We start from the raw sequence: 26,703 nt of genomic DNA on the forward strand, positions 1-26,703 counted from the left end.
CGATAGATGTGCTGCGACCCTCGGACCGTGACCGACGACGAACGCCCCGACCAGCCGGCTCCCGAGCACCGCCGTCCGGAGGGCGTCACGGACGAGACGGTCGAGGCGCTCGGCAAGCTGTCGGCAGCGCTCGACCACGTCGAGGACGCCCGTGGCCACCTCTTCGCCTTCCACCGGCTGATGGGCAGCGCCGAGAGCACGATGGAGGAGGCGTACGACCACCTGCGCGACGCCGGGCACGACGACCTGGCAGGAGCGATCGACCGGGACCTGCTCGGCGCCAATCCGCTGCCGGGGATGTGGTCGTTCCAGATGGTCGAGCTGTTCGACGACGGCTTCTACGCGCGGGCCAAGGAGCTCCACCAGCGTGCCCTCGACCAGCTGGTCGAGGGACAGCGCCACGTCTTCGAGGCCGAGATGAAGGAGCTGCGCCGGACCAGGGGCCGCGACGGCCACGAGGCCCGGCCGGCAGATGTCGAGGGCGACCCCGAGTACGACTAGCGTGCGGTCGCGGTCAGGCAGACGCGCTCAGCCGCGCGCCGACAGGTCGCACCATGCGGGGCGCGGCAGGTTCGGTGTTCGGGGACATCAGGAGCCCGTGCTGGATGGCCCACAGGACCGCCTGCGAGCGCGAGGTGACCTCGATCTTGGCGTACGCGCCGCGGATGTAGGACTTCACCGAGTTGATGCTGAGGTTCGTCTGCTCGGCGATCTCGCGGTTGGCCAGGCCCGAGGCGATCATCGAGAGCACCTCGGTCTCGCGGTGGGTCAGGGCCCAGGTGTCGTTGGTGGGACGGGTCGGTTCGCCCCGACCGGTCCAGGCGTCGACGACGACGCGGCCCTCGGCGGCCTGCAGGAGGTTCCAGATGAGTCGGCGGGTGGGCAGCCACTTGCTGACGAAGCCCGCGGCGCCGCGCGACATCTCGGTGGAGACGGCCTCGGGGCTGCAGTCCCAGCCGTAGGCGACCATGCGGGTCGGGAACCGCCCGGGCACGCCGCGCGCTCCCGCCGTACGCCGGTGGGCGGACGGGTCGTAGAGGGTGAGGTCGGACAGCGGAGCCGGTCCGGCGGTGCGGTAGGCGACTACCGAGATGACCGCGGAGTGCGGCTCGAACATCGAGCGGATGCCGTGCACCACCAGCTCGCTCTCGTCCATGAGGGCGACCTTGATGTGCCTGGCGGGGGGGTTTCCGTGTCGTTCCATGACCTGACGTACCCCGATGGGCGTGGCACATACGCCACCGAGTGGTGGGACGTGCAACGGCGGTCGTTCAGGCGAGCAGGACCCGGGCAACGGCTGCGACCTGGGCCTCGGTGATGCCGGCCTCCTCAGCTGCCTGCTCCAGCATCCCGCACGCGTCGTCGGTGGTGACGCCCACGCGGGCGGCGACCAGCCCGATGGCGACGTCCACCAGGCGCTGCTCACGCAGGCGTGCGGGAGCCGCCTGGGCTCGCCGGAGGGTGTCGAACCCGAGGTCGGCGTTGGTCACGGCACCCGCCTGCCACGCACCCAGCGCTGCGACCAGGCCGTCGATCCGGTCGTGGAAGGCATGCGCCGTCGAGGCGTAGAGGTCGATGTTGAGCACGGCGCGCCCCGCCTCGACCACGGGTAGGCAGATCGTGCTGGCGATGCCGGCGAAGGCGCGTTCGCGCGCCATCTCGGCCCAGCCGCCCTCGTCCATCAGGTAGTGCAGGTCGTCGGAACGAGCACCCGCGTCTTCTCGTCCCGGTGCGACCGTCAGGTCGGCGCCGGCATCCGTGTCGACAAGCGTGAAGGTGAGGTCGTCGTCGAGCATCGTGACGCTCAGCGCGACACACTCCGGCACGGTGCGGACGGCCCAGCCCTCGATCACCCGCAGCAAGCCCTCCACGTCGTCGACTGACGGCGTGACGTACTCGTCCAGGGCTTCCTTGCTCTGGGGCAGCAGCTCCATGCGTTCCCCCTCGACGTCGATGGGTGCGAACGTCGACTCTCCTCCCCCCACCCAGCGGCCACCACACCCGCCCGGGCGTGCGCGCATGAGTCCCGTCCAACGGGGTACGCCCCCACCATCGGCACCGGCGGGGCGGTCCGATCCGACCCGGAGCATCACTCGCCGACGGGGTACGCCGCCTGCTTCAGGAGCCGGGCCAGGTGGGTGGCGTGCCGGGCGAGGACCTCGGTGGTCCCGGCCGTCTTCTCCGGCGTCTCGTCGAGGTCCTGGTAGTCGACGGCCTGCATGGCCTCACCGACCCAGTAGGTCACCGCCTGCGCGGGCAGCGTGAAGCCGACGTCGTTGAGGGCCTGGAAGAGCTCCGCGCTGGTGTGGTGGGCGCCGTCCTCGTTGCCCACGACACCCACGCCCGCCACCTTGCCGAAGGTCAGCAGCCGCCCCTCGTCATCGGTCTCGGAGAGCTCGGCATCGAGCCGCTCGAGCACCATCTTCGAGACCGAGCCGGGCTGCCCCATCCAGATCGGTGTCACGAGCACGAAGATGTCGGCGTCGAGCATCTTCTGGCGCAGGGCCGGCCACCCGTCCCCGTCACCCTCGTCCGTGCTGACCCCGAAGCGGACGTCGTGGTCGACGACCCGCTCGATCGAGCCGGTCACGCCGAGGTCGCCGAAGGCCTCGAGGACCTGCGAGCCGAGCAGCTGGGCGCTGGACTCCGCGGGAGACGACTTGAGGGTGCAGTTCAGGACGAGGCAGGTGAGGTCGCTCATGTGACGGCCGTACCCCATCCCCGCCGAGCCGATGCACGAGCGTCGGGGAGCCCTCGCACGGCGTACGGGAGGGCATCCCCGACGGGTCTCGTGTGAGACCGGCCGTCGAGGCCGCGGCGAGGCGGCCCCGACGTGATCTGCTCGTACCCATCGACCGGAGAGGCATGCAGCATGTGACGACTTTTTCTGTGGCCACGGGGTACGGGACAGACACACGTACGCCATCGCTGAGGAAACGCCATGACCACCCCCGACGACACGACTCCTGACACCCAGAGCGACCCGCAGTCGCAGTTCGACCAGGACCCCACGAACGTGCCCGACGCCGACGACGACCCTGCCCACGACGCAGGCAAGGACGAGGGCTGGGAGTCGGAGGGCGGCGCCAACCCGACCGGGCCGGCGACGGACTCCTGACGCCAGGTTCGAGCTGACCGAACGCGGTCAGCGTCGGCGCTGCACGCGACGGCGGGCGCGACGCCGTGCCAGCGCGACGATGTTGCGGAAGGTCCCGAGCACGGCGCTGCCCTGCCCACCCCGCAACCGGTTGCCGTCCTGCTGCGACTCGAGCACATTGCCCGGTCCGCGCACCACGGGAGCCACCTGGTCCTGGGCGGCGACCGCGAACAGCGGCCCGACCAGGCGGTCGTAGGCCCACGGCACCGTGCTGAACCCGAGACGGATCACCTGGTTGGCGATGCCGACCTGGCCACCGCGCCACGAGTGGTCGGCGACCGCGAGCACGCGGCCGGCGATCCGCTCGGGCGAGGCCACGGGGAAGGGCGGGCGGCCCACGGAGTCGCCGTACGTCGCCGCCTGCAGGTATATCGGGGTGTCCACTCCCCCGGGCGCGACGTACCCGAAGCGGATGCCCGGACGGTCGCGGTTGTCGACGCGGAGCTGACGGACGAGACCGCGCAGACCCCACTTGCTCACGACGTACGCCGCCATGTCCGGCACTGCGGCGTGACCGATGACCGACCCGACGAGCACCATGCTCCCTGCGTCCTGCTCGCGCAGCACGGGCAGCACGTGGCGAGCGAGGTTGACGGGGCCGAGGACGTTGGTCGTGATCACGCCGTCGAAGACGGCGGCCGGGACGTCGACGAGCGAGCCGTAGGCGACGACTCCCGCACAGCTGACCACGACGTCGAGACGCCCGTGGCGTGCCACGGCGGCAGAGACGGCAGCTGCCACCGCGGCGTCGTCACCGATGTCGGCGGGCGTGACGAGCGTGGACGCCGCACCCAGCCGGTCACACTCCTCGGCCACCCGCTCCAGCGAGCCGCGGCCACGGGCCAGCAGCACCACGTGCTCGCCATGCGCGGCCGCGACCCGGCACACGGCTTCACCGATGCCGCTCGAGGCCCCCGTCACGAGGACGACGCGGCTGTCTCCGGCGAGCGGACGTGGGGTGCGTGTCATGCGGTCCCGTACCCACCAGCGAGGTCTTCACCGCGCTCGGGGTTCAGTACGCGAGGTCGTCGCGGCTGCGGTTCGTCAGCAGTCGCGCCGCGACGAACCCGCCGATCGCACCGAACAGGTGGCCCTGCCAGGAGACGCCCGGCTGGCCGGGCAGGACGCCGAGCAGCGCGCCGCTGTAGAGCAGGAACACCACGACGCCGATGAGGATCTCGGTCGAGCGTCGGTTGAGGAAGCCGCGCACGACGAGGTAGACGATCCACCCGAAGATCAGCACCGAGGCGCCGGCGTGGTTGCTGTCCGGCTGCGCGAAGACCCACACCCCGAGGCCGCCGACGACCCAGATGATCGCGGTGGCGAGCAGGCCGCGGGCGATGCCGGTGGCGAGGGTCAGGAAGCCGAGGACCGCGACCGGCACGGTGTTGCTGACCAGGTGGCCGAAGCCGAAGTGCAGCAGCGGGGCGGCCGCGATGCCGACCAGTCCCTCCTCGGAGCGGGGCTGGATGCCGTACGCATCGAGGGCGTGGTCAGACGCGGTGTCGAGGATCTCGAGACCCCACAGCACGGCGACGAAGGCGCCCACGAGCACCGCCGACTGCTGCCAAGCGTCGTGGCGCTGCGCGGTCTGCATGCCCTCCATCGTGACAAAGGGGGTGAAAGCGCCGTCGCGCCTGCGTCACTCCTGCCGGCGCGCGGCGACCTCGGCGGGGAAGCCTCCGGTGGAGACGGTCCCCCAGCGGGTCGGGGTGATCCGCAGCAACGACTTGCCCTGGTCGACCATGGCGGCGCGGTACTCGTCCCAGTCGGAGTGCTCGCCCGAGATGTTGCGGAAGTACTCCACGAACGCATCGAGCGCCTCGTCGCCGTCAGTGGCGTCCAGGACCTCGCACTCCCCGTCGACCTGCACCCACGCGTCGTCCCACTCGTCCGACAGCACCACGACCGACACCTCGGGACGATGCCGCGCGTTCCTGGTCTTGGCGCGCTGCGGGTACGTCGCGATGACGATGCGGCCGCTGTCGTCGACGCCGCCGCTGACCGGCGATGCCTGCGGGCCGCCGTCGCTGCGCCGCGTCAGGAGGACCATCCGGTGCCGTGGGCGTACGAAGTCCAGCAGCTGCTCGAGGCCGACTTCGGTGTTGGTCGCGATCGTGGGTGCCATGCGCCCGAGGCTAGCCCGGAGCCGCTACGTGTCCGCCCGATGTAGTCCAGTGACTTCTGGCTGTTGCGGCGTAGTAGTCCAGTGAGATCTGGCTGAAGGACTGACCGTTCTGCAGCCATCCCTCACTGGACTACCCCGGCGTCACTACCCCGGCGTCGAGGAGCCCGACAGGTCCTCCAGCGCCCGGCCAAGGCAGTCGACGAAGAGGTCGGCGTGGGAGGTGTCCCAGACCAGCGGCGGGCGCACCTTGAGCACGTCGCCACCCGGTCCGGTGAGGCCGGCGAGCGCGCCCTGCCGGACGAGCGCCTCGAGCAGGCGGCGCGCGGTCGGTCGGTCGACCACGTCGATACCGGCGACCAGGCCCATCCCGCGTACGTCGCCCAGCACGTCCGTCGTAGGCGCGAGGTCGCGCAGCCGGTCGAGGAGGTGGGCGCCGGTGACGAGGGCTCGCTCCGGGAGGCGTCGGTCCTCGAGCACGTCGAGCACCGCGTTGCCGGCGGCCGCGGCCGCGGGGGTGGCGGCGAAGGTCGAGAAGTAGTCGTAGCGCTCGGCGAACCGGTCGACGAGATCGCGCCGGGTGACGACCGCGCCCACCGGGTAGCCCGCGCCCATGGGCTTGCCGAGGGTGACCAGGTCGGGCACGACGCCCGACTGCGCGAACCGCCAGAGGCCAGGTCCGGTGCGGCCGTAGCCGATCTGCACCTCGTCGGCGAGGTAGAGCGCGCCCTCCGAGTGGGCGCCGGCGAGCAGTCCCTGGAAGTACGTCGCGGGGGCGTCGTGCACGCCCTCGCTCGTGAAGCCCGAGTCGGCGAGCAGCAGTGCAGGGCGGTGCCCGCCGTCGGCGAGCGCACGAGCGGCCGCGCGCACCTGGTCGGTCGTGCTCCCGATGCCGAGGTCGCCCGGGTCGACGGGCGCGCGGAATGTGCCGACGGCGTCGGGCCGGTGTCCCGGTGGCCACTCGTTGGAGCTGAGGTCCGCCATCCAGCGCGTCGTGCCGTGGTAGGAGTGCTGGACGATCAGCGCCCCCGTGCCGCCGGTCGCCTCGGTGGCCAGCCGCCACGCGAGCTCGTTGGCCTCGGTGCCGGACGTCGTGAAGAGGACGGTGTCGAGCCCCGGCGGCATCGTCGCGACGATCCGCTCGGCGAGCTCGACGACCTCGGGGTGGAGGTAGCGCGAGTGGGTGTTGAGCCGCCCGAGCTGGCGGCCGACGCGCTGGACGACGGTCGGGTCCGCGTGGCCGACGACGGCGACGTTGTTGTAGGCGTCGAGGTAGCGGCGGCCGTCCTCCGCGACGAGCCACGGGCCCTCGCCACGGACGATCTGCAGCGGGTGGTCGTAGAACAGGGGTGCGACCGTTCCGCCCATCGCGTCCTCACGCCGACTGCGCAGCGTCTCGGTGTCGCCGCGCGTCGCCGTCCGCGTGCCGGCCAGTCGGTGCAGCCGCTGCGCCAGCTCGCTCGGCGAGAGCCGCAGGAGCTCGGTCGTCGTACGCGCGTTGGCGTCGTCGTACTGGGTGATGTACGCCGTGTTGTCGGGGTGCGTGACGGCCCGCCGGCGCGAGATGATCGTGCTCAGCGCGAGCCGCGACAGCACCAGCTCGCCGAGCACCTCGACCTCGTCGTGGGTCAACGGCCGCAGCCGCTGGTAGCCCCGGAGCGTCGACCCCGCCAGCTCCCACTGCGACGAGACCTGGGTGTCGCTGGTGTTGCGCAGCACCGAGGTGAGCGCGACCGCGAGGTCCGCGACATCGGCGGTGTGGTGCATGTCGCCGAAGTCGATGACCCCGGTGACCCTGCCGTCGGTGGCGAGCAGGTTGGTCAGGGTGACGTCGCCGTGGTGGATGCCGCTGGGCAGCGCGGCCAGCGCCGGCAGGACCGCGGTCACGCGGCGTACGACCTCTCGGAGCGGGTCGTCGGGTGCGAGGTCCGCGGCCGCCGCGACGGCCGGCAGGGCGCGCACCTCCCAGTCGAGGGCGCGACTGCCGCCGGCCGCGTGGAAGAAGCCGCGTAGCGCGAGGGCCGTACGCGCGGTGGCGGCGCCCACCTGCTCGGCCAGGTCCTCGGTGACGACGTGCCCCTCGAGCGGCGTTCCCGGCACGACCGTGATCAGGCGGGCCAGGCAGGCACGGCCCTCGTCGTCGACGATCGTGACGACGTCCGACCCGTCGGTCGCCGGCACCACCTGCGGGATCGGGAGGTCCGGGTCGACGGCCGCCACGTGCCGCATCCCGGCGACCTCCATGTCGACCAGCGCCGGGTCCTCCGCCGGGTTCGCCACCTTGAGCACGTGCTCGCCGACCAGGTAGTTGAGGTCGCGCTCGCTCGACAGCGCCCGGACCTCGCCGGTCACGCCCCAGTGGGTCCGGACCAGCTCGGGCACCCGCTCGGCGGCGAGCCGCGGGGGCGGGACCTCGAGGACCTCGTACGACATGGATCAGCACCCTAGTGCGGGTGCGGGCTCAGCCGGCGTCGAAGGCCGCGTCGTGGGTGCCGACCTTGCGCGACGCCGCCAGGTGGCCCCCGAGATAGCCGCCGACCGTCGCCATGGCCGCGCCGGCGAGCGATCGGCGTACGCCGACCGCGTGCTCACCGCGTCGGCGGGCGAGCCAGGACGACGCGAAGATCGCCGCCGCGGCGCCGTTGGTGACCGCGTGCACGACTCCGACCCGCTTGTCACGGTCGGGGGCGCTCGCCCACTCGGCCCACCCGCTCCAAGCGGTGGGGCCGACCGCCAGCAGGCTGACACCGAGGAGGCGCTGCGCCGCGGCCTGCGAGTCCCGCCCGCCGATGAGGTCGAGGATCGTCGCGGAGCCCCAGGTGCCGAGGACGACGTCGGTGAGGACCGGGTGCACCGCGTGGCCCAGCCAGTCGCCACGGAGCACCTCGCCACGCTTTCCGCTAGCGAAGGCCACGTCGACGAGCGGTTCGATGAGGCGCACCACCCCGTCGAGCGCGGTCGTGTCCTGGAGGGACCGGGTCCAGCCGACGAGCCGTGGGGTGTCCATGGCCCCAGCCTCACCCCAGTCGCTCGAGGGGTCAATGCAGGTGGCGCCAGACGGCGGTTGGCCGACGGCAAGTGACCGGCAAGCGGGTCCGGCCAAGGTCCGGACATCAGATCCGACCCACCTCCTTGGAGCCCACCATGAATCGCTCGACTCGCACCTCCGCCCGTCCGTCCCGCCGTGCCGGTCTCGTCCATCTCGCGGTCTCGGCCACCGCCGGCACCGCTCTGCTGACCGGATCCCTGCTCGCCGGTGGCGCCGCCACCGCCCACGACGAGGAGCCGCCCAGCGGGGGCGCGGCCACCCACTCGCGCGACGGGGCCGGGAAGCAGCTCGCCGCGCTGAAGAGGTCGCTCGCGCCGTTTCGCGACGTACGCGCCGCCGAGGCGGCGGGCTTCATCCCCGTCTCCGGGTGCGAGGTGTCCGACGAGGGCGGGATGGGCGTGCACTACCTGAACCCCGCCCGCGCCGCCCAGGCACCGGACGCCACCAAGCCGTCGATCCTCCTCTACGAGCCGACGGCCGACGGATCGATGCGCCTGCTGGGCGCGGAGTGGTTCCAGGCGGACGCTGACCAGGACCTCCACACCGACGCGGACCGCCCCACGCTCTTCGGCCAGCCCTTCAACGGCCCGATGCCCGGCCACAACCCGATGATGCCGGTCCACTACGACCTCCACGTCTGGCTCTTCGACAGCAACCCCACCGGCGTCTTCGCGCCCTGGAACCCCTCGGTCGACTGCTGAGCCGACCACTTTCCTCATCCGTTCCTCACCCACCATCCGAAAGGCAACGCCATGACCGACCTCGACCTCTCACCGCCCCTCGCTCCCCAACCCGACGCCCCGGCCTCCGCCCTTCGCGAGCTCGCCGGTCTCCTGCCCGGCCGCGTCCTCCTGCCGGGGAACCCCGGCTGGGACCGGGCCCGCCTGGGCTGGACCGTCAGCGTCGACCAGCACCCGATCGCGGTCGTCACCGTGCACGATGCGGAGGACGTGGTGGCCGCGGTCACCTGCGCGGCACGTCACGGCCTCACCGTCTCCCCGCAGCCCGTCGGCCACGGTGCCACAACTGCCCTCACCGGGACCGTCCTGCTGCGCACCGGCTCGCTCCAGGAGCTCACCATCGACGTCGAGCGTCGCGTCGCTCGCGTCGGCGCCGGGGTCAAGTGGGGCACCCTCCTCGCCGCGTTGGAGCCCACTGGCCTGTTGGCCCTGGCAGGCAGCAGCCCCGACCCGAGCATCGTCGGGTTCACCCTCGGCGGCGGGCTCAGCTGGTTCAGCCGCGCCCTCGGGATGACCGCCCACAGCGTCGTGGCGTTCGACATCGTGGACGCCGAGGGCACGCAACGGCGCCTCTCGCCGGCGAGCGACCCGGACCTGTTCTGGGCGATGTGCGGTGGCGGTGGCGACTTCGGGGTCGTCCTTGCGGTCGAGATCATGCTCGACCACGTGGGGCCGATCGTCGGCGGTCGGATGCTGTGGCCGCTCGAGATGGCCCGGCCGGTGCTGAGAGCGTTCCGCCAGATCACGGCCGACGCCCCCGACGAGCTCACCCTGTGGGCTCACCTGTTCCGGTTCCCGCCGATGCCCGAGCTGCCTGAGCTCATCCGCGGGCGCGCGTTCGTGGCGGTGGACATGACCTTCCTCGGCTCGGAGACCGAGGCCAACCGGTTGGTCAGCCGGCTGCGGCAGCTGCCCGCCCAGGTCATCGACACGGTCGGCCTCGTCCCGCTCTCCCAGCTCGGAGGCATCGCCGCTGAGCCGGTCGACCCCATGCCGACCCAGGAGTACTCCGAGCTGCTCCGCGGGCTCGACGACGCCACGCTGGACCGGCTCGTCGATGCCGTCGGCGCCGACGCGGACGTCCCCCTGACGGTGGTGCAGATCCGCCACCTTGGCGGCGCCCTCACCCGCGCGACCGCCGAGGACGGCCCCCACGGGGCGATCGCCGAGGAGTACTCGGTCTTCTGCCTCGGGGTCCCCGTGGCACCGGGGCTGCCGGAGTCGATCGAGGCGGCATTCGGCGAGGTGCGTACGGCGCTCAGCGAGCAGCGCAGCGGGCGGACGCTCTTCAACTTCCTGGGCGCCGAATCCGACCTCGGTTCGACCTTCTCCGCGGAGGCGCGCGCGCGGCTGCGCCGGGTGAAGGCCACGACCGACCCGGCGGGCGTCTTTCGGAGCAATCGCCCGGTCTGACCACGTCATCGCGAGAACCGGGGGGTGGCCGCCACACGTCAGCCGACGCGTGGCGGCCACGCCGGCGTCACCCACGTCATCGAGAGGCTTCCTCCGTGGCCGAAGCGGATCTAGTCTCTCGATCTGTGCACCTCGAACGGAGCCCCGCGTGACACCGGCACACGTCACGGCGCCACCGCCGGAGACGCTCGTACGCGTGCTGGGGCCCGTCTCGGCAACGGTCGAGGGCCGACCGTGTGGCATCTCGTCACCCCTGCAGCGTGGGCTGCTCGGCCTCCTGGCGGCGGACGCCGGTCGGGTCGTGTCCGTCGACCGGCTGCTCACCGAGCTGTGGGGCGACTCGACGACGGAGTCCGCGTTGTCGTCGCTGCAGGTGTGTGTGTCCCGCCTGCGACGCGCACTCGGTGACACCTCCGGCGGCAGCACGACCGCGGCGCCGTCTGTCCGGATCAGGCGCCGGGCGCCCGGCTACGTGCTCGAGCTCCCCGAGGGTGCGCTCGACGCCTGGCGACTCACGCGGCTGGCCGACGCCGCCCGAGCCCGGGTGGGCACCGATCCGGCTGCCGCCCTCGAGCTCCTCGACGAGGGCCTGGCCCTGGTGACGGGCGACCCCCTGGGGGACGTGGTCGACGCGCTCGGGCCGGTGGCGGGCGCCGAGGCACAGCGGCTCGGCGACCTGGTGCTGCGGGCAGAGGAGACCCGGGTGGAGGCGCTGCTGGGCGTCGGTCGCGCCCCCGACGCGGCCACGGCCGCGGAGCACCTCCTGGTCGACCACCCACTGCGCGAGAGCCTGCACGCCCTACGCCTCGTGGCGCTCTACCGCAGTGGCCGCCAGACCGATGCGCTCGCTGCCTACCAGTCCTTGCGCGACCAGCTCTCCGACGACGTAGGGGTCGATCCCGGCCCGGCGCTCCGTCGGCTGCACGCCCAGCTCCTGCAGCAGGACCCGGGGCTGGACTGGTCGCCACCACGCACGTCGACCGTCGACGAGGGCGCCCCGGCCCCCGCAGGGGCAGCGGAAGGGACTCGCCCGGCGGACCAGCACCCGCTGCTGGGCCGCGACACTGAGGTCGACGTTCTCGAACGCGCCGTACGCCGGAGCACTGACGGCCACGGTGGGGTGTGGGTGGTGTCGGGTGAGGCCGGCATCGGCAAGACCCGACTCGTGCAGGAGGTGGCCGCAAGGGCACGCGAGTCCGGCGCGACGGTGGCCGTCGGCCAGACGAACGAGACCAGTGACAGCTCGCCGTACTGGCCGTGGGCCCAGGTCCTCCGCAACCTCCCCGGCATCCCCGGCGACGGGCCGGCCGGCGTCGTGATGGGTACGACTGATGGCTCGAACCTCACGCAGGCGGCGCTGCACGACGCGATGGCCGACCTCCTCGTCGACGAGGCTCGGACGTCAGGAAACCTGCTTGTCGTCCTGGAGGACCTGCACTGGGCCGACGAGGCCAGCCTTGCGCTCCTGTCGACGGTGGCCGAACGGGCACATGACGCCCCGCTGCTGCTGTTGTGCACCTACCGCGTGGAGGACGCCGAGCCGGCAGGCGCGTTCGGGGCGATGCTGGCCAGGTTGGCTCGGACCCCCGCCACCGAGCGCGTTCGGCTGAGCGGACTGACCGACGCCACGTCCCGCGACCTCCTCGCCGTGCGTCTCGGCTGGGAGCCGGACGAGGCACTGGCCGCCCGCGCCGCCGCCCGCACCGGCGGCAACCCGTTCTTCCTCCAGGAACTGGCGAGGCTGGTGCGCGACTCGCCCGACCCGGGGGAGGCCTGGGACGACATCCCCGGGACGGTCCACGACGTCCTGACCCACCGGCTGAGCCGGCTCCCTGTCGAGGCCCGGCGGTTGCTCGACGTGACCGCCGTGGTCGGGCGCGACTGCGAGCTCGGTCTGCTCGAAGCCGTGGCGGGCCTGTCCCCCGACGACGTCGACCGAGGACTGGCCGCCGCAGTCGCGTCCGGTCTGGCTGCAGAGGTCGGGTCGCCCGCGCCGGTCCTCCGCTTCCAGCACGCGCTGATCCGGGAGGCCTTGTACGCCCAGCTGGGCGCCCGCGCGCGGATGCGCCTCCATGCGGCCGTCGGCGAGGCGATGTCGACGCGTCCCGACCTGGACATCGACGACGTCGCGCACCAGCTGATGGAGGGTGGGGACCTCGTCGAGCCCGGCCTCGTCATCGCCACCGCGACCGAGGCGGTGGACCGGGCGATGACCCAGCTTGCCTTCGACCACGCCGAGGACCTCATGGGCCGGTCCCTCATCCTGCTGGAGCGGCTGCCCGCGGGTGCCCGTCGCGACGGGTTCGAGCTGGCCCTGCAGGCGCGACGCGGCACCGTCGCGATGACCCGACTCGGACTCGGCGCACCCCAGGCCGGCGCCGCGCTCGGACGCGCACTCGAGCTCGCGCTGCGACTGGAGCCGGGGCCGGACGTGTTCGCGGCGGTCTACCGCCGCTACCTCTGGCTGCTGATGGCGGGCGACTTCGCAGCGGTCCAGCAGCTCGCAGAGATGGTCCTGGCCCACGCGGCGTCGGTCACCACGCCGGACACCGCCGACCGCTTCGCCCTGCTGGGACGGCTCGCACGAGGTTCGGTGCTGTGGTGCCTCGGTGAGGCCGAGCCGGCCGTCGAGGAGCTCGAGCATGCACTCAGGCTCGCGGAGGGGGCCGGCGTGGGCGTGCTCGTCATGGCCTTCGGGGACCCGGCGGTGCGCATCCGGATGTTCCTCTGCCACGCGCTCGCGGAGGCGGGGCGTCGTAGCGAGGCGGTCACGGTGGCGGACGAGATGGTCCACCAGGCCCACCTCTCGGGACCGGCCGACGAGAGCGACGCCCTCGCCACCCGCGGGATGATGTACGCCGCCTTCCACGAGGCCGGCAAGGCCCGCGACGACGGTGTCGAGGGTCGCCGGCTGGGACGGCTCGCTGGCGCCACCCTCCTCGAGCACTTCGCCGCGATCAACGAGAGCTGGGGCGATGCGACGGCTGGCGGGCCGCAGGCGACCGGTGCGGTCGAGATGGCGCGCGGCGCGGCGGAGGGCTATCGCGCCACCGGGACGCGGATGCACGACCCGATCATCTACGCGATGCTCGCCGAGGCCGAGGCAGCCACCGGCCACCCGGACCGGGCGGCAGCGGCCGCGACCGTCGGCCTGGAAGCCCTCGCACGCACCGGCAGCCGGTTGTGGCGCGCGCGGCTCGACCGGGCCGCGAACGGCGTACCCCACGACGGTGTCCTCCCAGACACATGACGATCGCCCGGCCCCCTCGACGGGAACCAGGCGACCGGGGTCAGCGGGCAACGCCCCATCACGCGAGGGGCCTCCATCCGGCGGCGAGTGCCAGACGATAGGGATCCCCGCTCGGCAGGTCGCTCGGCGCCTCGACGATGCCGTCGCGGCGCAGGACGTGGGGGCGGATCCGGCGGGTGGTGCGGTGGTGGGTCATGACAGGTGCTCCTGTGCTGGATGCGGCTGTGCCCCGGTCGGGGCACGACACCAGAGGACACCCACCTGCTTGCGACCCGCTTGCGGCCGGCTTGCAGAAACGGCGCGGAGGCACCTCCCCAGGAGGTGCCTCCGCGCGTCTCACCCACCGTCCTCAGGAGTCAGTGACGAGGAGAGCCGTCCGAGTCGAAGCCGCTTCCGGGAGCGTCGCTCGTGGTCGTGGTCGCGGTCGCCGTGCGGTCGGTGCCCGAGCCCACCGAGGATGCAGCCTGTCGGGCCTGGTCCATGGCACTCGGCGCGGACGCAGCCTCCTGCTTGATCCGCGGAGCCTCTTCCTCGGCCTTCGTGAGGTAGCCCTCCCAGCGGTGCTGCATCGGCTTGATGAGGCCGCCGCCCACGCCGACGACGATCACGCCACCGAGGGTGGCGAGGATCGCGACGAGCACCGGGGTGGTCACGGTCGTGGCGACGCCGACCTGGTTGAGAGCGGCCACGACGCCGAGGAACAGGATGAAGATCGAGGCCACGTTGGCGAGGACCTTGCCGTACGACAGGCCGCCGAGCGAGCCCTCGACGAGGACCTTGACCGCAGCAGCGATCGCCGAGGCGACCACGAGGATGATGATCGCGACGATCAGGCTGGGCAGGAAGAAGATCACCTGCGAGAGCAGCTCGCTGATCGGGTTGGGGCCGAAGACCCCGAACGCCAGCTGCAGCACGAACAGCATGAGCGTGTAGTAGAGGAGCTTCGCGATGATGTCGCTGGCGTCCATCTTGGAGTTGGCGAGCGCCTTCTTCACGCCTCCACGCTCGACGGCGCGGTCGAAGCCGACCTTCTCGAGCAGGGCGCTGAGGGCCTTCGCGATCGCCTTCGCGACGATCAGGCCGACGATCAGGATGATCAGGAACAGGACGAGCTTGGGCAGGAACTCGGCGATCAGGCTGATGCCGTCCCGCAGGCCGTTCTCGAGTGACTCTCGCATCTACTTCTCCTTGGTCTGGGACACCGGACGCAGGATGGCGACTCCCGGAGGGGGGCGCGCTCCAGCGCCGTCCGACCGGGCCTCGAGGGCCCGTCGACAGCGCGCCGCATCGCGGTCGTTTACAACGTAAACAGAACCACGGCGCGCCTGATCGCCACAACTGCCGACCACCCCAAGGGGTCGACGGTCAGCGTCGGAACCTCAGGCCCGTCAGCCCTCGCTCGTCTCCGTGCGGAGCAGGGCCATGCGGTTGAGCAGCTCCTCGAGCGCTTCCTCGAACTCCACGGCCGAGGTGTCCGTCGAGAGCTCCGCACGAAGCCGCTGGACGACGGGGTAGTCGGCCAGCCCCTCGGGCTCCGGATCTTCCTCGAGCACGTCGAGCGGCCCCACGTCGGCGCCGTGCGTGGAGACCTCGAGCAGCAGGTGTCCGAGCAGGAAGCTCGAGAACGCGCGGTAGCTCGCCACGGCGCCGGCATCACTGAAGCCCTCGGAGTGCAGGCCCGTCAGGAACGCCTCGACCCAGCTGAGGCTGCGCAACGGCGGTCGCAACCACGGCGCCTCCGGCGGCCGCGACGCGACGAGCGGGAACGCCTTCGGGTGCGCGAGCGCCACCCGACGTACGCCGTGCGCGAGCCGCTGGACGAAGTCCTGCCACCCGTCACGCGGGGCGTCGATCACCTCGTCGTCGGCGCGCATGCCGTCGACGAGCACCTCGACCACGCCGTCGAGCAGCTCCTCCTTGCCCTGGACGTAGCGGTAGAGGGCCATCGCCTCGACGCCGAGCTGCTCCCCCAGGCGCCGCATCGTCAGTCCGGCCAGGCCGTTCTCATCGATGAAGGCCACCGCGGCATCGAGGATCCGCCCTCGGTCGAGTGGACGGACGCGCAAAGGGGGGGGCCTGCCCTCGACGATCGCCGCGTCTGCATCGATGTAGTCGTTGTCGGCCATGTGCCCCCCTGTCGACCTCAGCCTAGACGTCGTACCACCTCCTACCCCTGGGGGTGGCGGCCCGGTCGCTCGCCCGATGGGGATCGGCAATGGTGGGTACCTGACTGACGAACATTGTCTGGAGGAGGTCCCATGCCCAGCTCAGAAACCGCGCAGGACGCGCCGGTGAAAAGTCTGATCCCCGCCCGCATGCACGACATGCCGTGGTCGCGTTTCCACTGGATGGTCATCTTCGGGCTGGGTACCGCCTGGATCCTGGACGGTCTCGAGATCCAGATCGTCGCCGCCGGCGGGTTCGAGAAGACGCTGGACATGAGTGCGGCCGACGTCGGCCTGGCCGGCACCGTCTACCTGCTGGGCCAGGTGGTCGGAGCGTTGATCTTCGGACGGCTCACCGACACCCTGGGCCGCAAGAAGATGTTCACCGTGACGCTGGTCGTCTACCTCGTCGGCGCTGCGCTGGCGGGTCTGGCACCCAACATGATGATCTTCCTCGTGTGCCGCTTCATCTCCGGGATGGGCATCGGTGGCGAGTACTCCGCCATCAACTCAGCCATCGACGAGCTCATCCCCGGTAAGCACCGTGGCCGGGTCGACCTCGCCATCAACGGAACCTACTGGGCGGGTGCCGCCCTCGGCGCCGTGGCCAGCTCGATCCTGCTGGACACCGACAACTTCGGGCAGGACATCGGCTGGCGCATTGCCTTCTTCATCGGGCCCGTGCTCGGTCTCGGGATCATCTTCCTGCGCCGGCACATCCCTGAGAGCCCGCGCTGGATGGTCACCCACGGTCAAAGCGACGCGGCCGAGGAGATCGTGAGCCGGATCGAGGCGCAGGTCAAGGACTCCGGACAGGAGCTGCCCGACCACGACGATTCCGAGGCCCGCTGGATCAAGGCCGGCTCAGGGATCACGCCCAAGCAGCTGCTCTACGTGTTCTTCAAGCTCTACCCGACCCGTACGGTCCTGGGGCTGACGCTGATGATCTCGCAGAGCTTCCTCTACAACGCGATCTTCTTCACCTACGCCCTGGTGCTGCAGAACTTCTACGACCTCAGTGCCGCCACGGCCGCGCTGTACTTCTTCCCCTTCGCGATCGGCAACCTCCTGGGTCCCCTGCTGCTGGGGCCCCTGTTCGACACCATCGGGCGGCGCAAGATGATCGGCGGCTGCTACGCGATCAGCGGGATCGTGCTGGCCGTGTCGGCGTTCCTGTTCCAGGCAGACGCCCTGACTGCGGTCACGCACACGGCGTTCTGGTGCGTGGCGTTCTTCTTCGCCTCTGCGGGGGCCTCCGCCGGCTACCTCACGGTGTCGGAGATCTTCCCCCAGGAAGTCCGCGGTCAGGCGATCTCCTACTTCTTCTGCATCGCGCAGGGCTTCGGCGCCCTCGGTCCGGTGCTCTACGGCGCGCTCATCGGGGACGGCACGGACCGCACCCCGATGCTCTACGGCTACCTCCTCGCCACGGCCGTCATGCTGGTCGGCGCCCTGGTCGCGGCGGTGTGGGGCGTGGACGCCGAGGGCAAGTCGTTGGAGGAGATCGCTCCTCCGCTGACCGAGTTCGACGAGGACGGCAACCAGAAGACTCTCCTGCCGGTCTGAGCGGGTACGACGCACGAGGAGCTGAGGACACCATGAGTGATCAGGACAAGCCCTACACCGTCGTTGTGGGCGTGAGCGGGACATCGAGCTCGCCCACCGCCCTCGCGTGGGCGCGTGCGCAGGCCGAGGCGAACGGTGGTCGCGTCATTGCGGTGCGCGTCCACCCGACGCCACATCTTCCGGTCGGCGGCTCCGCCGGGGCGTCACGGATTCCCCAGGACCCGGCCACCCTGCGCGCGCAGCAGCAGGCGCAGCTCGAGCGCGACGTCGCCGACGTGCTGGGCGACGGCCACGGGGTGGAGATCCGGGTGATCCACGGTGGCAGGCGCCGTGGCCTTCTGAACGAGGCCAAGGATGCCGACCTGCTGGTGATCGACGCGCCGCGGAAGCCGTCCATGTCGCCCCTGCTGGCGCATCGCGTCGTGTACGCCGCCACCTGCCCCGTCGTGGTGATGCCTCCGTCGATCTCCGGCGCCCCCGAGTCCGCCCTCACCCGATCCGCGCAAGCGGTGGGCCGGGCCGCCCTGCGCTCGGCCGGCACCAGCGGCCGGCCCGGATTCCGACCGCCGGCCGCCCCGACCGACTGAGGCCACGGCCAGCACGCAGAAGACTCCCCCGGGGTCTCGGGTCCCCGGGGGAGTCGGAGCCGCCTGTCAGAATCGAACTGACGACCTAGTCTCGTCGGGCGTTGGTGGTCAGGTCGGACCGCAAGGGTCGATTCACGCTCAACCCGACCGTCCCATGCGGTCAGGTCGGACCGGTCAAACGCATCGCGGACTACGAAATCGTCCACACGTGTCACGAAACCTGTCACTGATCTTGGCACCGCCGGTGAATGACGCTCCTTGTGGGGGAGTTCTCGCTCCACTGCGACCTCCAATTTGGGCCACTTGTGGCGGTCTCAATGGTTCGTGAACCAGTAAGACCGCCGGGCCGAAGTCTCGCCTATTTACCTCTCCCCTTCCGGGAGGGCGTCGCGAAGGTGGTAGACGGTGTAGCCGTCGACGCTAGCTACTGCGTGATAGTGCGAGGACACCACTGCAAAGGCTGACGTGGACACGACGCCCCAGGTCGCGAGGTCGTGAGATGCGAGGAGCCAGGTGGGTGCGTCCGGTCCCTGAAGGACAGACTCGAGATGTGTGAGCCGCGGATCACGGACCCGGACCGGGAGGCTCCAGAGCTCGGCGTAGGGACTGGCGAGGCCAGCGGCCTGGAGGACGTTCGGGGCGCCGTAGAGGAGCGTGGCCGTGTCTCCTGGCTTCGCGTGTCGGCGCAGCCATGATGCTGCCGGTGGTACGGCGTGGGACGGCGGCGCCACCACGAGGGCAAGGGGCGCAGTGACGAGTGCCGCTATTGCGGCACAAGCGGTGACCCTCCGTGCAGCGGATCCCAGGAGTCCCGGCCTGGGCGCGATGAGGGCCACCGCCAGCACGAGGCCGGGCACCAGCCCGACCAGGTAGTGCAGCCAGTAGCTCCCGCCGGCCAGAACTCCGAGCAGCTCCCAGACGAGCAGCACGACAGTTGCAGTGACGAGTGGCTGCCGCCACGTCCGTACCGCGTGGGCGGCGAAGAGCCCCCCTATGGCGACGCTCCCGGACAGGCACATCGACAGCAAGAGATATCGCAGTCGTACGTCCGTGGCTGAGCTGGCCGAGCTGGCAATGACCCTGCTGGCGTCGAGGCGGAAGACCACGATGGCGTCCCACAGCCCGGCCGGTGTGGTCCCTCGGGTCCACGCTCCGACGACGACCCCGGCAGCAGTGGCCACCGCACCGACGCCCAGGGCACCGAGCTCCGTGACGACACGCCGCGCCCGACCCCGTGCGCGGTCGGCCGTCCAGGCATGCGCGACGACCAGGACGGTGCCGAAGACCAGGACGTCCAGGAAGTTCTGCTTCACCATCGCGGCGGCCGTACCCAGTGCCCCGGCTGTCGCCCACAACCGCCACCGGCGGTCCGCCACCGGATCCGCGACGGCCCTAACGGAGGCGAGGAGGCCGAGCAGGACCAGAGGTGCGGCGATCAGCTCGCCGTTCACCTCGAGGGCGCCGCCGTACGGCAGGGCAAGCAGCGCCATCGCCAGGACGGCTGGCCACGCGTACGTCCGGCGCGTCACCGAACGCCCCAGGTGGTGAGCGAGGAGGACGACCGCGAACGCGAGACCGCAGCCCATCAGGCGCAGCGCGGTGGAGCCGTCGAGCCGGTCGGCGATCGCGTAGAACGCGATCAGCAGCGGAGGACGGTCGACCCAGTAACTGCCGTAAAGGGCGCTGCCGGGGTGCCACTGGGAAGCCACCAGAAGGAAGCCACCCTCGTCCGACCGGAGCGGCGTACGGAGATACGGCAGGCGTAGCACCACGACCAGGAGAGCGCCGCCTGCCACCCACCGGGTGGAGTTCCTCGGCCACCGGGCTCCCCTCTGGACCTCGATCCCCCCGACGCTCTGCCCCTCGGCGGGTGGCGGCGGGAGCTCGACGATCGAGCTGCGAGCGGGGCGACCCGCTGCTGTGTTCCTGCTCACGGCGCCACAACGACGCCGGCGGCGGCGTGGATCACACCGACACCCGAGGGGCGGCAGGCTCCTGGGCTACCTCGGTCGGGGCGCTGCGAGTGGAGCGGTGCCGGATGAGGCCGACAGCCGCCGGTACCAGCGAGAGGGCGACCATGCCGATGGCGAAGAGCTCGACGTGCGCCGCGATCAGGGAGATGCCGCCCAGGTAGAACCCGACGCCCAGGAGGCCGAGGGTCCAGGCGAGCCCACCGAGGACGTTGTACGCGGTGAAACGGCCGCGCGGCATCCGAGCCACCCCGGCGACCACAGGGGTGAAGGTCCGGACGACCGGCACGAACCGTGCGAGCACGACTGCCTTCGGCCCGTGCTTGGCGAAGAAAGACTGGGCGCGTTCGGCGTGGCTGCGGGAGAACCAGCGGGACTCCGGGCGGTTGTAGATCCACGGCCCGAAACGTCGCCCCAGGAGGTAGCCGACCTGGTCGCCAGCCACGGCAGCTAGCGCGACGCCCAGCGCGACGACCCACAACGGGAGGTGGAGGAGCCCGCCGGCCGCGAGCACGCCGAGCGTGAAGAGGAGCGAGTCACCGGGGAAGAAGAAGCCCACGAGCAGCCCGGTCTCGGCGAACACGATGCCCATGGCGACGAGCAGCGCGACGGGCCCGAGCATGAGCAGGAAGGGGGTGAGTGCGGCGATCATGGTGCGACCGTAGGAACGATCGCCTGCCGCTCACCTGATCGTGCGAGCCTCTCTGTCAGGCCAAGTACGTCGCCCGCGGTCAGGTCCGTGTCAGGTGGGACCGTGAGACTGTTCGTGTGCAAACCCCCATCGCGCGGTGCCACAACCTCGAGGAGCACGACATGTTCGACCTGGTCCCACACCTCCCCACGGGGTGCTGAGCCCATGCTGGTAGGGGTGTGTGAAGACGATCCGGCCATCCGCCGGCTGGTCGGTCAAGCGCTCAAGGGCGCGGGTCACGACGTGCTCAGCACCCACGACGGAGGCGAGGCGCTGCGCCTATTCGGCGTCGACAGTGACGTGGACGTGCTCGTGATGGACATCGGCCTTCCCGACTCCGACGGCCGCGACGTCACGCAGGCCCTGCGCTCAGCGGGCCAGACGGCGCCGGTCGTGTTCCTCACCGCACTGGACGCCGTCCACGACAAGCTCTCCGGGTTCAACGCCGGGGGTGACGACTACCTCCCGAAGCCCTTCGACATCAAGGAGCTCATCGCGCGCGTCGAGGCCCTGGGGCGGCGCGGCAGGCCCGCCAAGGCCGCCACCCACGGTCTGGTCCTCGATCCCGCCAGGCACGCGGCCCGAACGGCCTCGGGTGAAGCCCCGCTGACTCCCACGGAGTACCGGATGCTCGCGGCGATCACCTCGCGCCCCGGTGAGGTCGTACGTCGTCGCACGGTCGTCGCAGCTGCCTGGCCCGACGGCGCCAGGGTCAGCGAGAACACCATCGACTCCTTCATCCGGAGGGTCCGGTCGAAGCTCGACGCCATCGACTCCCCCACCAGCATCGAGACCGTGCGCGGCGTGGGGTTCCGGCTGAAGTGACGTCCCTGCTGCCGGACGCGACCGGGTCGTTCAGACGACAGATCGTCGTGCTCACGACCTGCGTGGTCGCGTTCGCCATGGTGGTGCTCACGGTCGTGCTTCAGGTCGTCCTCGCCGACCTCAGCAAGAGCACGGTCGACCGGGTGCTCGAGGACCGCGCCGACGCCGTGGTCGGGTCCGTGGTCGACGCGTCCACCGGTGCCGGCCTCGAGGTCCCGACGGCGGAGCTCGACACGGGGGTCGTGGTCTACGACGCGTCGGGCGCCGCGGTCGTCGGAATCGCCCCGGGCCGGTTGCAGGAGGCCTACACGGATCTCAGCACCACCTCGGTCACGCACTACCGCACCGTCGGTGAGACCCGGCTCATCGCCGAACCGTTCTCGACGCCCTCGGGGACGGAGGGTGTGGTGCTCGTCTCCGAACGTTTCGCACCGTACGAGTCTGCTGAGCGCTACGCCCTGATCGTCAGCCTCATCACAGGGGCACTGGCGACAGCCGCGTCGGCCGCCATCGCCGCATGGGTCACGTCTCGCGCGCTCGGACCGGTGGCCGTCCTGGCTCGGACCGCCGCCGACTGGAGCGAGCACGACCTGTCGCGACGCTTCGCGCTCGGTCCTCCGACCAACGAGATCGCCGCGCTCGCAGCCATCCTCGACACCTTGCTCGACAAGGTCTCCGCCGCCATCCGCTCCGAGCAACGGCTCACCTCCGAGCTCGCACACGAGCTGCGTACCCCCCTCACGGCCGTACAGGCATCGGCTGACCTCGCCCTCATGGACGACAACCTGACGCCCGATGCTCGCGAGTTCATGGCGGACATCGCCGACGCGGCACGTCGGATGGCGACCACCATCACCACACTCCTCGACGTGGCCCGCACCGGGGCGACACAGCTCGAAGCCTCGGCCTGCTGGCTCGACGAAGTCATCGCTGAGGTGGTCCGCAGCCTTCCGCCCCATCAGCTCGAGGTGCAGGTGTCGGTGCTGAACGACCGAGTGGCCGCCCCCGCAACCATCCTCACGCGCGCACTGTCACCCGTGGTGGAGAACGCCGTCCGGTTCGCGCGACACCGGGTGGAGATCACTGCACCCGACGCCTCCGGCGGCGACATCGTCCTGGTCATCAGCGACGACGGCCCCGGGGTGGACCTGCCCGACGAGACCGTCTTTCTGCCCGGCACCACCTCCTTGGGAGGGTCGGGCGCCGGCCTGGGGCTCGCACTTGCCAGACGACTAGCGCGCAGCATCGGCGGTGACCTCGACCTGGCACAGGCTCAGGCCCCCACCCGCTTCGAATTCCGGCTGCCGCGCTCCTGACAAAGCGGTCAGGTCGACGGCAGGTTCCGGGACGCACTCTGTCTCTATGAGCCAGCCACAGACCGCACCCGAGTCAGGTGCCACCCTCCGTCCTTCCACCACGTCCCGTCCGCCGAGCCCGGGGGCGTCCACGGCCCGCACCATGCTCAACAAGGTGCCCGAGGTCTTCCTACTCTTCTGGATCGTCAAGATCATGTCCACCACGGTCGGCGAGACAGCAGCTGACTTCCTCGCCGGCAACCTCGGGCTCGGCCTGACCAACACCTCGCTGATCATGGCCGGCCTGCTCGCCCTCGTTCTCGTTGTGCAGTTCCGCGCACGCCGCTACATCCCCGCCGTCTACTGGCTGGCCGTCGTCCTGGTCAGCATCGTCGGCACCCTGATCTCCGACAACCTCGTCGACAACTTCGGCGTGAGCCTGTGGACCACCACCGTCGTCTTCGCGGGCGCACTGACGGCCACCTTCCTCGCGTGGTACCGCTCCGAGCGCACCTTGTCCATCCACACGATCGTGACCTCCCGCCGTGAAGGCTTCTACTGGATGGCGATCTTGTCGACCTTCGCGCTCGGCACCTCCGCCGGCGACCTCGTCGGCGAGAAGCTCGCCCTGGGCTACCTGCCCTCAGCGATCCTCTTCGGCATCCTGATCGCGCTGGTCTACGTCGCTCACATCAAGGGCGGCCTCAACGCCGTCCTCGCCTTCTGGGCCGCATACATCCTGACCCGCCCCTTCGGTGCCTCGATGGGCGACTACCTCACCGCCGCGCCGAAGGACGGCGGCCTGGGCCTGGGGACCAACGGCACCAGCGGCATCTTCCTCGCCGTCATCGTCGCCGCCGTGGCCTGGTTCACCGTCCAGCAACGCCGCGCAGACGACCACGAGGCACTCGAGACCGCCGCCGCCTGACCCCTGTGCGTCACGACCGCTGTGCCCCTGGGAACCCCGTCCCGGAGCACAGCAGTCCCCGCTGAAAAACCTCTCAGCAGCTCTCAGCGTCTTCACAGCGCTCCTGACGCACGCTGTAGGTACGAGGTCGCAGACAGTCGATCTTCCAACTAAGGAGAACCACCATGAGGACATCGAAGCGCACCACCATCGTCGCCAGTGTGGCGGCGGCCCTGGCCGCGCTAGGTGTCGGCGGTGCCGTCGCAGCGCAGGCAACCGCCGAGCCGAGCTCGACCGTGCAGCAGTCGGACGGCGACGGCGAGGCCAACGACGCCACCGAGGTCGAGGGCGCCGAGGAGACCAACGACGGAGCCGACCAGGGCCCCGACGCCAACCCGAACGAGCCCGGCCACCAGGACGCCGACGAGTCCGGCGAGAGCGAGGCCAACGACGCCACCGAGGTCGAGGGCGCCGAGGAGACCAACGACGGAGCCGACCAGGGCCCCGACGCCAACCCGAACGAGCCCGGCCACCAGGACGCCGACGAGTCCGGCGAGACCGAGTAGCTGATCGACCCCCCGTAGGGACGCTGCTTGGTTCGGACCTGCCGGTACACCAGGTGGGACCCGTCGCTTCGGCGGCGGGTCCCATTCCTGGTTCGACGCACATGCCGAAGCGCGTTCAGCCTCGAGATGTCACCCCACGGTGCACGATGAGTACGACAGGAAGTTGGAACCCGTGCGAGTGCTGATGGTGGAGGACGAGGTACGGATGGCTGAGACCATCCGCCGCGGCTTGCTCGCCGAGGGATTCGTCGTCGACGTCAGACACGACGGGCCATCCGGGCTGCTCGCAGCCGAAGTTGGCGCGTACGACGTGATCGTTCTCGACATCATGCTGCCCGGACTCAACGGGTACGACGTGTGCCGCTCCTTGCGCGACGAGGGCATCTGGACCCCGATCCTGATGCTGACCGCGAAAGACGGCGAGTACGACCAGGTCGACGCGTTCGACCTGGGCGCCGACGACTACCTGACCAAACCGTTCTCCTTCGTCGTCCTGGTTGCGCGACTGCGATCGTTGGTGCGAAGGGCCGCCCCGGAACGGCCGGCTGTCATGTCGGCCGGCGACTTGTCATTGGACCCGCGGACCCGCGCCGTCCATCGTGGCGAGGTGCCTCTCGAGCTCACGCCCCGCGAGTTCGACCTGCTCCACTTCCTGCTCAGACATCGAGGAACCGTGGTGTCGAAGACGGAGATCCTCGAAAGTGTGTGGGACCTGCACTACGACGGCGACGAGAACATCGTCGAGGTCTACGTGGGCTATCTCCGGCGCAAGATCGACCAGCCCTTCGGTCGGAGCGCGATCCAGACGGTCCGTGGAGCCGGATACCGATTGGCAGACGACGGTGGCTGAGATGCCGGGTCGCGCTCGCGGGATCGGAGTCCGGATCAGGACATCTCTCGCGGCGACGGTCGTGGTTGCCTTGGTCCTAGCGGCAGCGTCGATCGTCTTCGTCGTCCTGCAGCGCCACCAGCTGGAGGCGTCGCTGACCGACGTCGCCCGTCAGCAGGCGGCCGATGTCGCCGCGCAGGTGGCCAAGGGCGGCACGCGCGCGGACCCGCTCGGGGGTGGCGGTGACCAGTCGCTCATCCAAGTCATCGACCAGGACGGAGCAGTGGTCGCCGCCAGCGCGTCCATCGACGGCGAAGCCCCGGTGGTCGACCTCCGCCCTGCAGCCGGCGACAGCCTCGTTCGCACCAGCGGCACGCTCCCGATCGGCGAGGGCGAGAAGTTCGTCGTCGTCGCTCGCGGCACCGACAGCCCGGATGGGCCGATGGTGGTGCTCGCCGCTCAGAGCTTGGAGACTGTGCAGGAGTCCACGGCCGTGGTGGGCGAGCTGCTGCTCATCGGCTACCCGCTCGTGCTGCTCGCCGTCGCCCTCACCTCCTACTGGCTGACCGGCCGCGCCCTCGCCCCGGTGGAGGCGATGCGGCGAAGGGTGGCAACCATCGGCGGTACGCACGAGCTGTCCGCCCGGGTACCCGTGCCTCCCGGCAGCGACGCGGTCGCGCTCCTCGCCAAGACGATGAACGAGATGCTGTCCCGCCTCGAGGCCGGCGCGGACGCCCAACGTCGATTCGTCGGTGACGCCTCGCACGAGTTGCGCAGCCCGCTGGCCACCATTCGAGCGACGCACGAGATCCAGGCACTGCACCCGCACACCGCCGACTGGTCGGTGGTCTCGACGGACGTGCTGGCCGAGCTCGACCGGGTCGACCGGCTGGTCGCCGACCTGCTCCTGCTGGCCCGCGCGGACGAGCACGGCCTCACCCTCCAGGTGCGCGAGGTGGACCTCGACGACCTGATCCGCGAGGAAGCGCAGCGCCTACGCCGCATTGGAGCAATGGTGAGCGTGGAAGCGCCTCCTGTGCGCGTCATGGCCGATCCCCACCACCTCACCCGGTTACTGCGCAACCTCGGCGACAACGCCGCCCGCCATGCCGATGAGCGCGTTCGGATCCTCCTGGGAACTCACGGCACACACGCGCGAGTCGACGTCATCGACGATGGCCCGGGCATCGCCACTGACGATCAGGCCCGCGTGTTCGAACGGTTCGTCCGGCTCGACGACAGCCGAGCTCGGGACAGCGGCGGTACCGGACTGGGGCTGCCGATCGCTCGCCAGATTGCGAGGGCACACGGCGGCGAGCTCACGTTGGTGGTCGAGTCGGACACCACCTGCTTCAGACTCCTCCTCCCGCTCTCGCCGATGTCGCCCCCGTCCTGAGCTACAGCCAGCCGACGAACAACGCCGATCTCAGTCCCGCCGTGCAGCTAGGGCGTGTCTCCAATGTTGAGCGTGGTTCGGGCTTGATGCTGGGTCCATGACGCGGATGGCGGTGCTCAGCGATGAGATGTGGGCTCAGATCGAGGCGGTGCTGCCGCCGGTAAAGGGCGCG

General features: G+C 70.8%; 26 protein-coding genes. 13 read left to right on the forward strand and 13 right to left on the reverse strand.

The features are described 5' to 3' along the window. Nucleotides 1-27 precede the first annotated feature (27 nt). Nucleotides 28-501, forward strand: coding sequence for a hypothetical protein (locus tag EUA94_RS03105; protein ID WP_242494641.1), 474 nt, complete (start codon nucleotides 28-30; stop codon nucleotides 499-501). Nucleotides 502-514: 13 nt separating this feature from the next. On the opposite strand, the gene EUA94_RS03110 is transcribed toward EUA94_RS03105, so the two are convergent. The 3 genes from EUA94_RS03110 to EUA94_RS03120 all read right to left on the reverse strand — a co-directional run bounded on the left by EUA94_RS03110 (nucleotide 515) and on the right by EUA94_RS03120 (nucleotide 2,701). Further along, nucleotides 515-1,156, reverse strand: coding sequence for a response regulator transcription factor (locus tag EUA94_RS03110; protein WP_129424556.1), 642 nt, complete (start codon nucleotides 1,154-1,156; stop codon nucleotides 515-517). Nucleotides 1,157-1,271: 115 nt separating this feature from the next. After that, nucleotides 1,272-1,934, reverse strand: a complete 663-nt coding sequence (locus EUA94_RS03115) for an ANTAR domain-containing protein (protein WP_129424558.1) — start codon at nucleotides 1,932-1,934, stop codon at nucleotides 1,272-1,274. 155 nt (nucleotides 1,935-2,089) lie between these two features. Further along, nucleotides 2,090-2,701, reverse strand: a complete 612-nt coding sequence (locus EUA94_RS03120) for a flavodoxin family protein (protein ID WP_129424560.1) — start codon at nucleotides 2,699-2,701, stop codon at nucleotides 2,090-2,092. A gap of 240 nt (nucleotides 2,702-2,941) precedes the next feature. On the opposite strand from EUA94_RS03120, the gene EUA94_RS22005 reads away from it, so the two are divergent. Further along, nucleotides 2,942-3,118: a hypothetical protein gene (locus EUA94_RS22005; RefSeq protein WP_165356777.1), complete on the forward strand. Its 177-nt coding sequence runs from the start codon at nucleotides 2,942-2,944 to the stop codon at nucleotides 3,116-3,118. A gap of 27 nt (nucleotides 3,119-3,145) precedes the next feature. Here the strand turns inward: EUA94_RS22005 and EUA94_RS03125 are convergent, their stop codons facing one another. The 5 genes from EUA94_RS03125 to EUA94_RS03145 all read right to left on the reverse strand — a co-directional run bounded on the left by EUA94_RS03125 (nucleotide 3,146) and on the right by EUA94_RS03145 (nucleotide 8,289). Next, complete coding sequence (locus EUA94_RS03125; protein ID WP_129424562.1) at nucleotides 3,146-4,126, reverse strand: SDR family NAD(P)-dependent oxidoreductase; 981 nt, start codon at nucleotides 4,124-4,126, stop codon at nucleotides 3,146-3,148. 43 nt (nucleotides 4,127-4,169) lie between these two features. After that, on the reverse strand, nucleotides 4,170-4,754 hold the full coding sequence (locus tag EUA94_RS03130) for a rhomboid family intramembrane serine protease (protein ID WP_207210373.1): 585 nt from the start codon (nucleotides 4,752-4,754) through the stop codon (nucleotides 4,170-4,172). 45 nt (nucleotides 4,755-4,799) lie between these two features. Next, nucleotides 4,800-5,285 (reverse strand): PPOX class F420-dependent oxidoreductase, encoded by a 486-nt coding sequence (locus EUA94_RS03135; protein ID WP_129424566.1) that lies wholly within the window; start codon nucleotides 5,283-5,285, stop codon nucleotides 4,800-4,802. 144 nt (nucleotides 5,286-5,429) lie between these two features. Then, entirely contained in the window at nucleotides 5,430-7,715 is a 2,286-nt protein-coding gene (locus EUA94_RS03140) for an aminotransferase class III-fold pyridoxal phosphate-dependent enzyme (protein ID WP_129424568.1), read from the reverse strand. Nucleotides 7,716-7,743: 28 nt separating this feature from the next. Then, nucleotides 7,744-8,289, reverse strand: a complete 546-nt coding sequence (locus tag EUA94_RS03145; RefSeq protein WP_129424570.1) for a DUF2231 domain-containing protein — start codon at nucleotides 8,287-8,289, stop codon at nucleotides 7,744-7,746. A gap of 137 nt (nucleotides 8,290-8,426) precedes the next feature. Here EUA94_RS03145 and EUA94_RS03150 point away from each other — a divergent pair, with 137 nt between their 5' ends. From EUA94_RS03150 to EUA94_RS03160, 3 genes are all read left to right on the forward strand, one after another. Next, entirely contained in the window at nucleotides 8,427-9,032 is a 606-nt protein-coding gene (locus tag EUA94_RS03150) for a hypothetical protein (protein ID WP_129424572.1), read from the forward strand. 51 nt (nucleotides 9,033-9,083) lie between these two features. After that, nucleotides 9,084-10,484 (forward strand): FAD-binding oxidoreductase, encoded by a 1,401-nt coding sequence (locus EUA94_RS03155; protein WP_129424574.1) that lies wholly within the window; start codon nucleotides 9,084-9,086, stop codon nucleotides 10,482-10,484. A 148-nt stretch (nucleotides 10,485-10,632) separates the two neighbouring features. Then, a complete protein-coding gene (locus EUA94_RS03160) occupies nucleotides 10,633-13,734 on the forward strand; it encodes an ATP-binding protein (RefSeq protein WP_129424576.1) in 3,102 nt (1,033 codons plus the stop codon). Between the two features lie 58 nt (nucleotides 13,735-13,792). Here the strand turns inward: EUA94_RS03160 and EUA94_RS22010 are convergent, their stop codons facing one another. From EUA94_RS22010 to EUA94_RS03170, 3 genes are all read right to left on the reverse strand, one after another. Next, nucleotides 13,793-13,930 carry a hypothetical protein gene (locus tag EUA94_RS22010; RefSeq protein WP_165356778.1) on the reverse strand — a complete coding sequence of 46 codons (138 nt, stop codon included), beginning with the start codon at nucleotides 13,928-13,930 and terminating at the stop codon, nucleotides 13,793-13,795. A 160-nt stretch (nucleotides 13,931-14,090) separates the two neighbouring features. Further along, nucleotides 14,091-14,912, reverse strand: coding sequence for a mechanosensitive ion channel family protein (locus EUA94_RS03165; RefSeq protein WP_129424578.1), 822 nt, complete (start codon nucleotides 14,910-14,912; stop codon nucleotides 14,091-14,093). A 210-nt stretch (nucleotides 14,913-15,122) separates the two neighbouring features. After that, complete coding sequence (locus EUA94_RS03170) at nucleotides 15,123-15,860, reverse strand: TetR/AcrR family transcriptional regulator C-terminal domain-containing protein (RefSeq protein ID WP_129424580.1); 738 nt, start codon at nucleotides 15,858-15,860, stop codon at nucleotides 15,123-15,125. Between the two features lie 132 nt (nucleotides 15,861-15,992). Between EUA94_RS03170 and EUA94_RS03175 the strand changes: the two genes are divergently transcribed. Both EUA94_RS03175 and EUA94_RS03180 read left to right on the forward strand, forming a co-directional pair. After that, nucleotides 15,993-17,465 carry an MFS transporter gene (locus EUA94_RS03175; protein WP_129424581.1) on the forward strand — a complete coding sequence of 491 codons (1,473 nt, stop codon included), beginning with the start codon at nucleotides 15,993-15,995 and terminating at the stop codon, nucleotides 17,463-17,465. Between the two features lie 32 nt (nucleotides 17,466-17,497). Continuing rightward, nucleotides 17,498-18,052, forward strand: coding sequence for a universal stress protein (locus EUA94_RS03180; protein WP_129424583.1), 555 nt, complete (start codon nucleotides 17,498-17,500; stop codon nucleotides 18,050-18,052). A gap of 362 nt (nucleotides 18,053-18,414) precedes the next feature. Here the strand turns inward: EUA94_RS03180 and EUA94_RS03185 are convergent, their stop codons facing one another. Both EUA94_RS03185 and EUA94_RS03190 read right to left on the reverse strand, forming a co-directional pair. Then, nucleotides 18,415-19,986: a hypothetical protein gene (locus tag EUA94_RS03185; protein WP_129424585.1), complete on the reverse strand. Its 1,572-nt coding sequence runs from the start codon at nucleotides 19,984-19,986 to the stop codon at nucleotides 18,415-18,417. 31 nt (nucleotides 19,987-20,017) lie between these two features. Beyond that, nucleotides 20,018-20,674: a DedA family protein gene (locus tag EUA94_RS03190; protein WP_129424587.1), complete on the reverse strand. Its 657-nt coding sequence runs from the start codon at nucleotides 20,672-20,674 to the stop codon at nucleotides 20,018-20,020. Between the two features lie 216 nt (nucleotides 20,675-20,890). Here EUA94_RS03190 and EUA94_RS03195 point away from each other — a divergent pair, with 216 nt between their 5' ends. From EUA94_RS03195 to EUA94_RS03220, 6 genes are all read left to right on the forward strand, one after another. Then, entirely contained in the window at nucleotides 20,891-21,538 is a 648-nt protein-coding gene (locus EUA94_RS03195) for a response regulator transcription factor (RefSeq protein ID WP_242494642.1), read from the forward strand. After that, entirely contained in the window at nucleotides 21,535-22,854 is a 1,320-nt protein-coding gene (locus EUA94_RS03200; RefSeq protein ID WP_129424591.1) for a sensor histidine kinase, read from the forward strand. The genes EUA94_RS03195 and EUA94_RS03200 overlap by 4 nt, the downstream gene beginning before the upstream one ends. A 46-nt stretch (nucleotides 22,855-22,900) precedes the next feature. Further along, nucleotides 22,901-23,761 (forward strand): COG4705 family protein, encoded by an 861-nt coding sequence (locus EUA94_RS03205; protein ID WP_242494643.1) that lies wholly within the window; start codon nucleotides 22,901-22,903, stop codon nucleotides 23,759-23,761. A gap of 164 nt (nucleotides 23,762-23,925) precedes the next feature. Next, nucleotides 23,926-24,306, forward strand: a complete 381-nt coding sequence (locus tag EUA94_RS03210) for a hypothetical protein (protein WP_129424593.1) — start codon at nucleotides 23,926-23,928, stop codon at nucleotides 24,304-24,306. 184 nt (nucleotides 24,307-24,490) lie between these two features. Then, a complete protein-coding gene (locus tag EUA94_RS03215; RefSeq protein ID WP_479724695.1) occupies nucleotides 24,491-25,156 on the forward strand; it encodes a response regulator transcription factor in 666 nt (221 codons plus the stop codon). 61 nt (nucleotides 25,157-25,217) lie between these two features. Continuing rightward, nucleotides 25,218-26,531 carry a sensor histidine kinase gene (locus EUA94_RS03220; protein ID WP_207210374.1) on the forward strand — a complete coding sequence of 438 codons (1,314 nt, stop codon included), beginning with the start codon at nucleotides 25,218-25,220 and terminating at the stop codon, nucleotides 26,529-26,531. Nucleotides 26,532-26,703 lie beyond the last annotated feature (172 nt).

Source organism: Nocardioides zhouii (assembly GCF_004137345.1).
Classification (GTDB): domain Bacteria; phylum Actinomycetota; class Actinomycetes; order Propionibacteriales; family Nocardioidaceae; genus Nocardioides; species Nocardioides zhouii.

What these genes read in the sequence shown, in the direction of transcription:
- EUA94_RS03180 (WP_129424583.1), top strand. Translation starts at nt 17,498, where the DNA reads ATGAGTGATCAGGACAAGCCCTACACCGTCGTTGTGGGCGTGAGCGGG.
- EUA94_RS03150 (WP_129424572.1), top strand. Translation starts at nt 8,427, where the DNA reads ATGAATCGCTCGACTCGCACCTCCGCCCGTCCGTCCCGCCGTGCCGGT.
- EUA94_RS03165 (WP_129424578.1), bottom strand. Translation starts at nt 14,912, where the DNA reads ATGCGAGAGTCACTCGAGAACGGCCTGCGGGACGGCATCAGCCTGATC.
- EUA94_RS03175 (WP_129424581.1), top strand. Translation starts at nt 15,993, where the DNA reads ATGCCCAGCTCAGAAACCGCGCAGGACGCGCCGGTGAAAAGTCTGATC.
- EUA94_RS03205 (WP_242494643.1), top strand. Translation starts at nt 22,901, where the DNA reads ATGAGCCAGCCACAGACCGCACCCGAGTCAGGTGCCACCCTCCGTCCT.
- EUA94_RS03125 (WP_129424562.1), bottom strand. Translation starts at nt 4,126, where the DNA reads ATGACACGCACCCCACGTCCGCTCGCCGGAGACAGCCGCGTCGTCCTC.
- EUA94_RS03135 (WP_129424566.1), bottom strand. Translation starts at nt 5,285, where the DNA reads ATGGCACCCACGATCGCGACCAACACCGAAGTCGGCCTCGAGCAGCTG.
- EUA94_RS03170 (WP_129424580.1), bottom strand. Translation starts at nt 15,860, where the DNA reads ATGGCCGACAACGACTACATCGATGCAGACGCGGCGATCGTCGAGGGC.
- EUA94_RS03140 (WP_129424568.1), bottom strand. Translation starts at nt 7,715, where the DNA reads ATGTCGTACGAGGTCCTCGAGGTCCCGCCCCCGCGGCTCGCCGCCGAG.
- EUA94_RS03130 (WP_207210373.1), bottom strand. Translation starts at nt 4,754, where the DNA reads ATGCAGACCGCGCAGCGCCACGACGCTTGGCAGCAGTCGGCGGTGCTC.
- EUA94_RS03215 (WP_479724695.1), top strand. Translation starts at nt 24,491, where the DNA reads ATGGTGGAGGACGAGGTACGGATGGCTGAGACCATCCGCCGCGGCTTG.
- EUA94_RS03155 (WP_129424574.1), top strand. Translation starts at nt 9,084, where the DNA reads ATGACCGACCTCGACCTCTCACCGCCCCTCGCTCCCCAACCCGACGCC.
- EUA94_RS03145 (WP_129424570.1), bottom strand. Translation starts at nt 8,289, where the DNA reads ATGGACACCCCACGGCTCGTCGGCTGGACCCGGTCCCTCCAGGACACG.
- EUA94_RS03115 (WP_129424558.1), bottom strand. Translation starts at nt 1,934, where the DNA reads ATGGAGCTGCTGCCCCAGAGCAAGGAAGCCCTGGACGAGTACGTCACG.
- EUA94_RS22010 (WP_165356778.1), bottom strand. Translation starts at nt 13,930, where the DNA reads ATGACCCACCACCGCACCACCCGCCGGATCCGCCCCCACGTCCTGCGC.
- EUA94_RS22005 (WP_165356777.1), top strand. Translation starts at nt 2,942, where the DNA reads ATGACCACCCCCGACGACACGACTCCTGACACCCAGAGCGACCCGCAG.
- EUA94_RS03210 (WP_129424593.1), top strand. Translation starts at nt 23,926, where the DNA reads ATGAGGACATCGAAGCGCACCACCATCGTCGCCAGTGTGGCGGCGGCC.
- EUA94_RS03110 (WP_129424556.1), bottom strand. Translation starts at nt 1,156, where the DNA reads ATGGACGAGAGCGAGCTGGTGGTGCACGGCATCCGCTCGATGTTCGAG.
- EUA94_RS03190 (WP_129424587.1), bottom strand. Translation starts at nt 20,674, where the DNA reads ATGATCGCCGCACTCACCCCCTTCCTGCTCATGCTCGGGCCCGTCGCG.
- EUA94_RS03120 (WP_129424560.1), bottom strand. Translation starts at nt 2,701, where the DNA reads ATGAGCGACCTCACCTGCCTCGTCCTGAACTGCACCCTCAAGTCGTCT.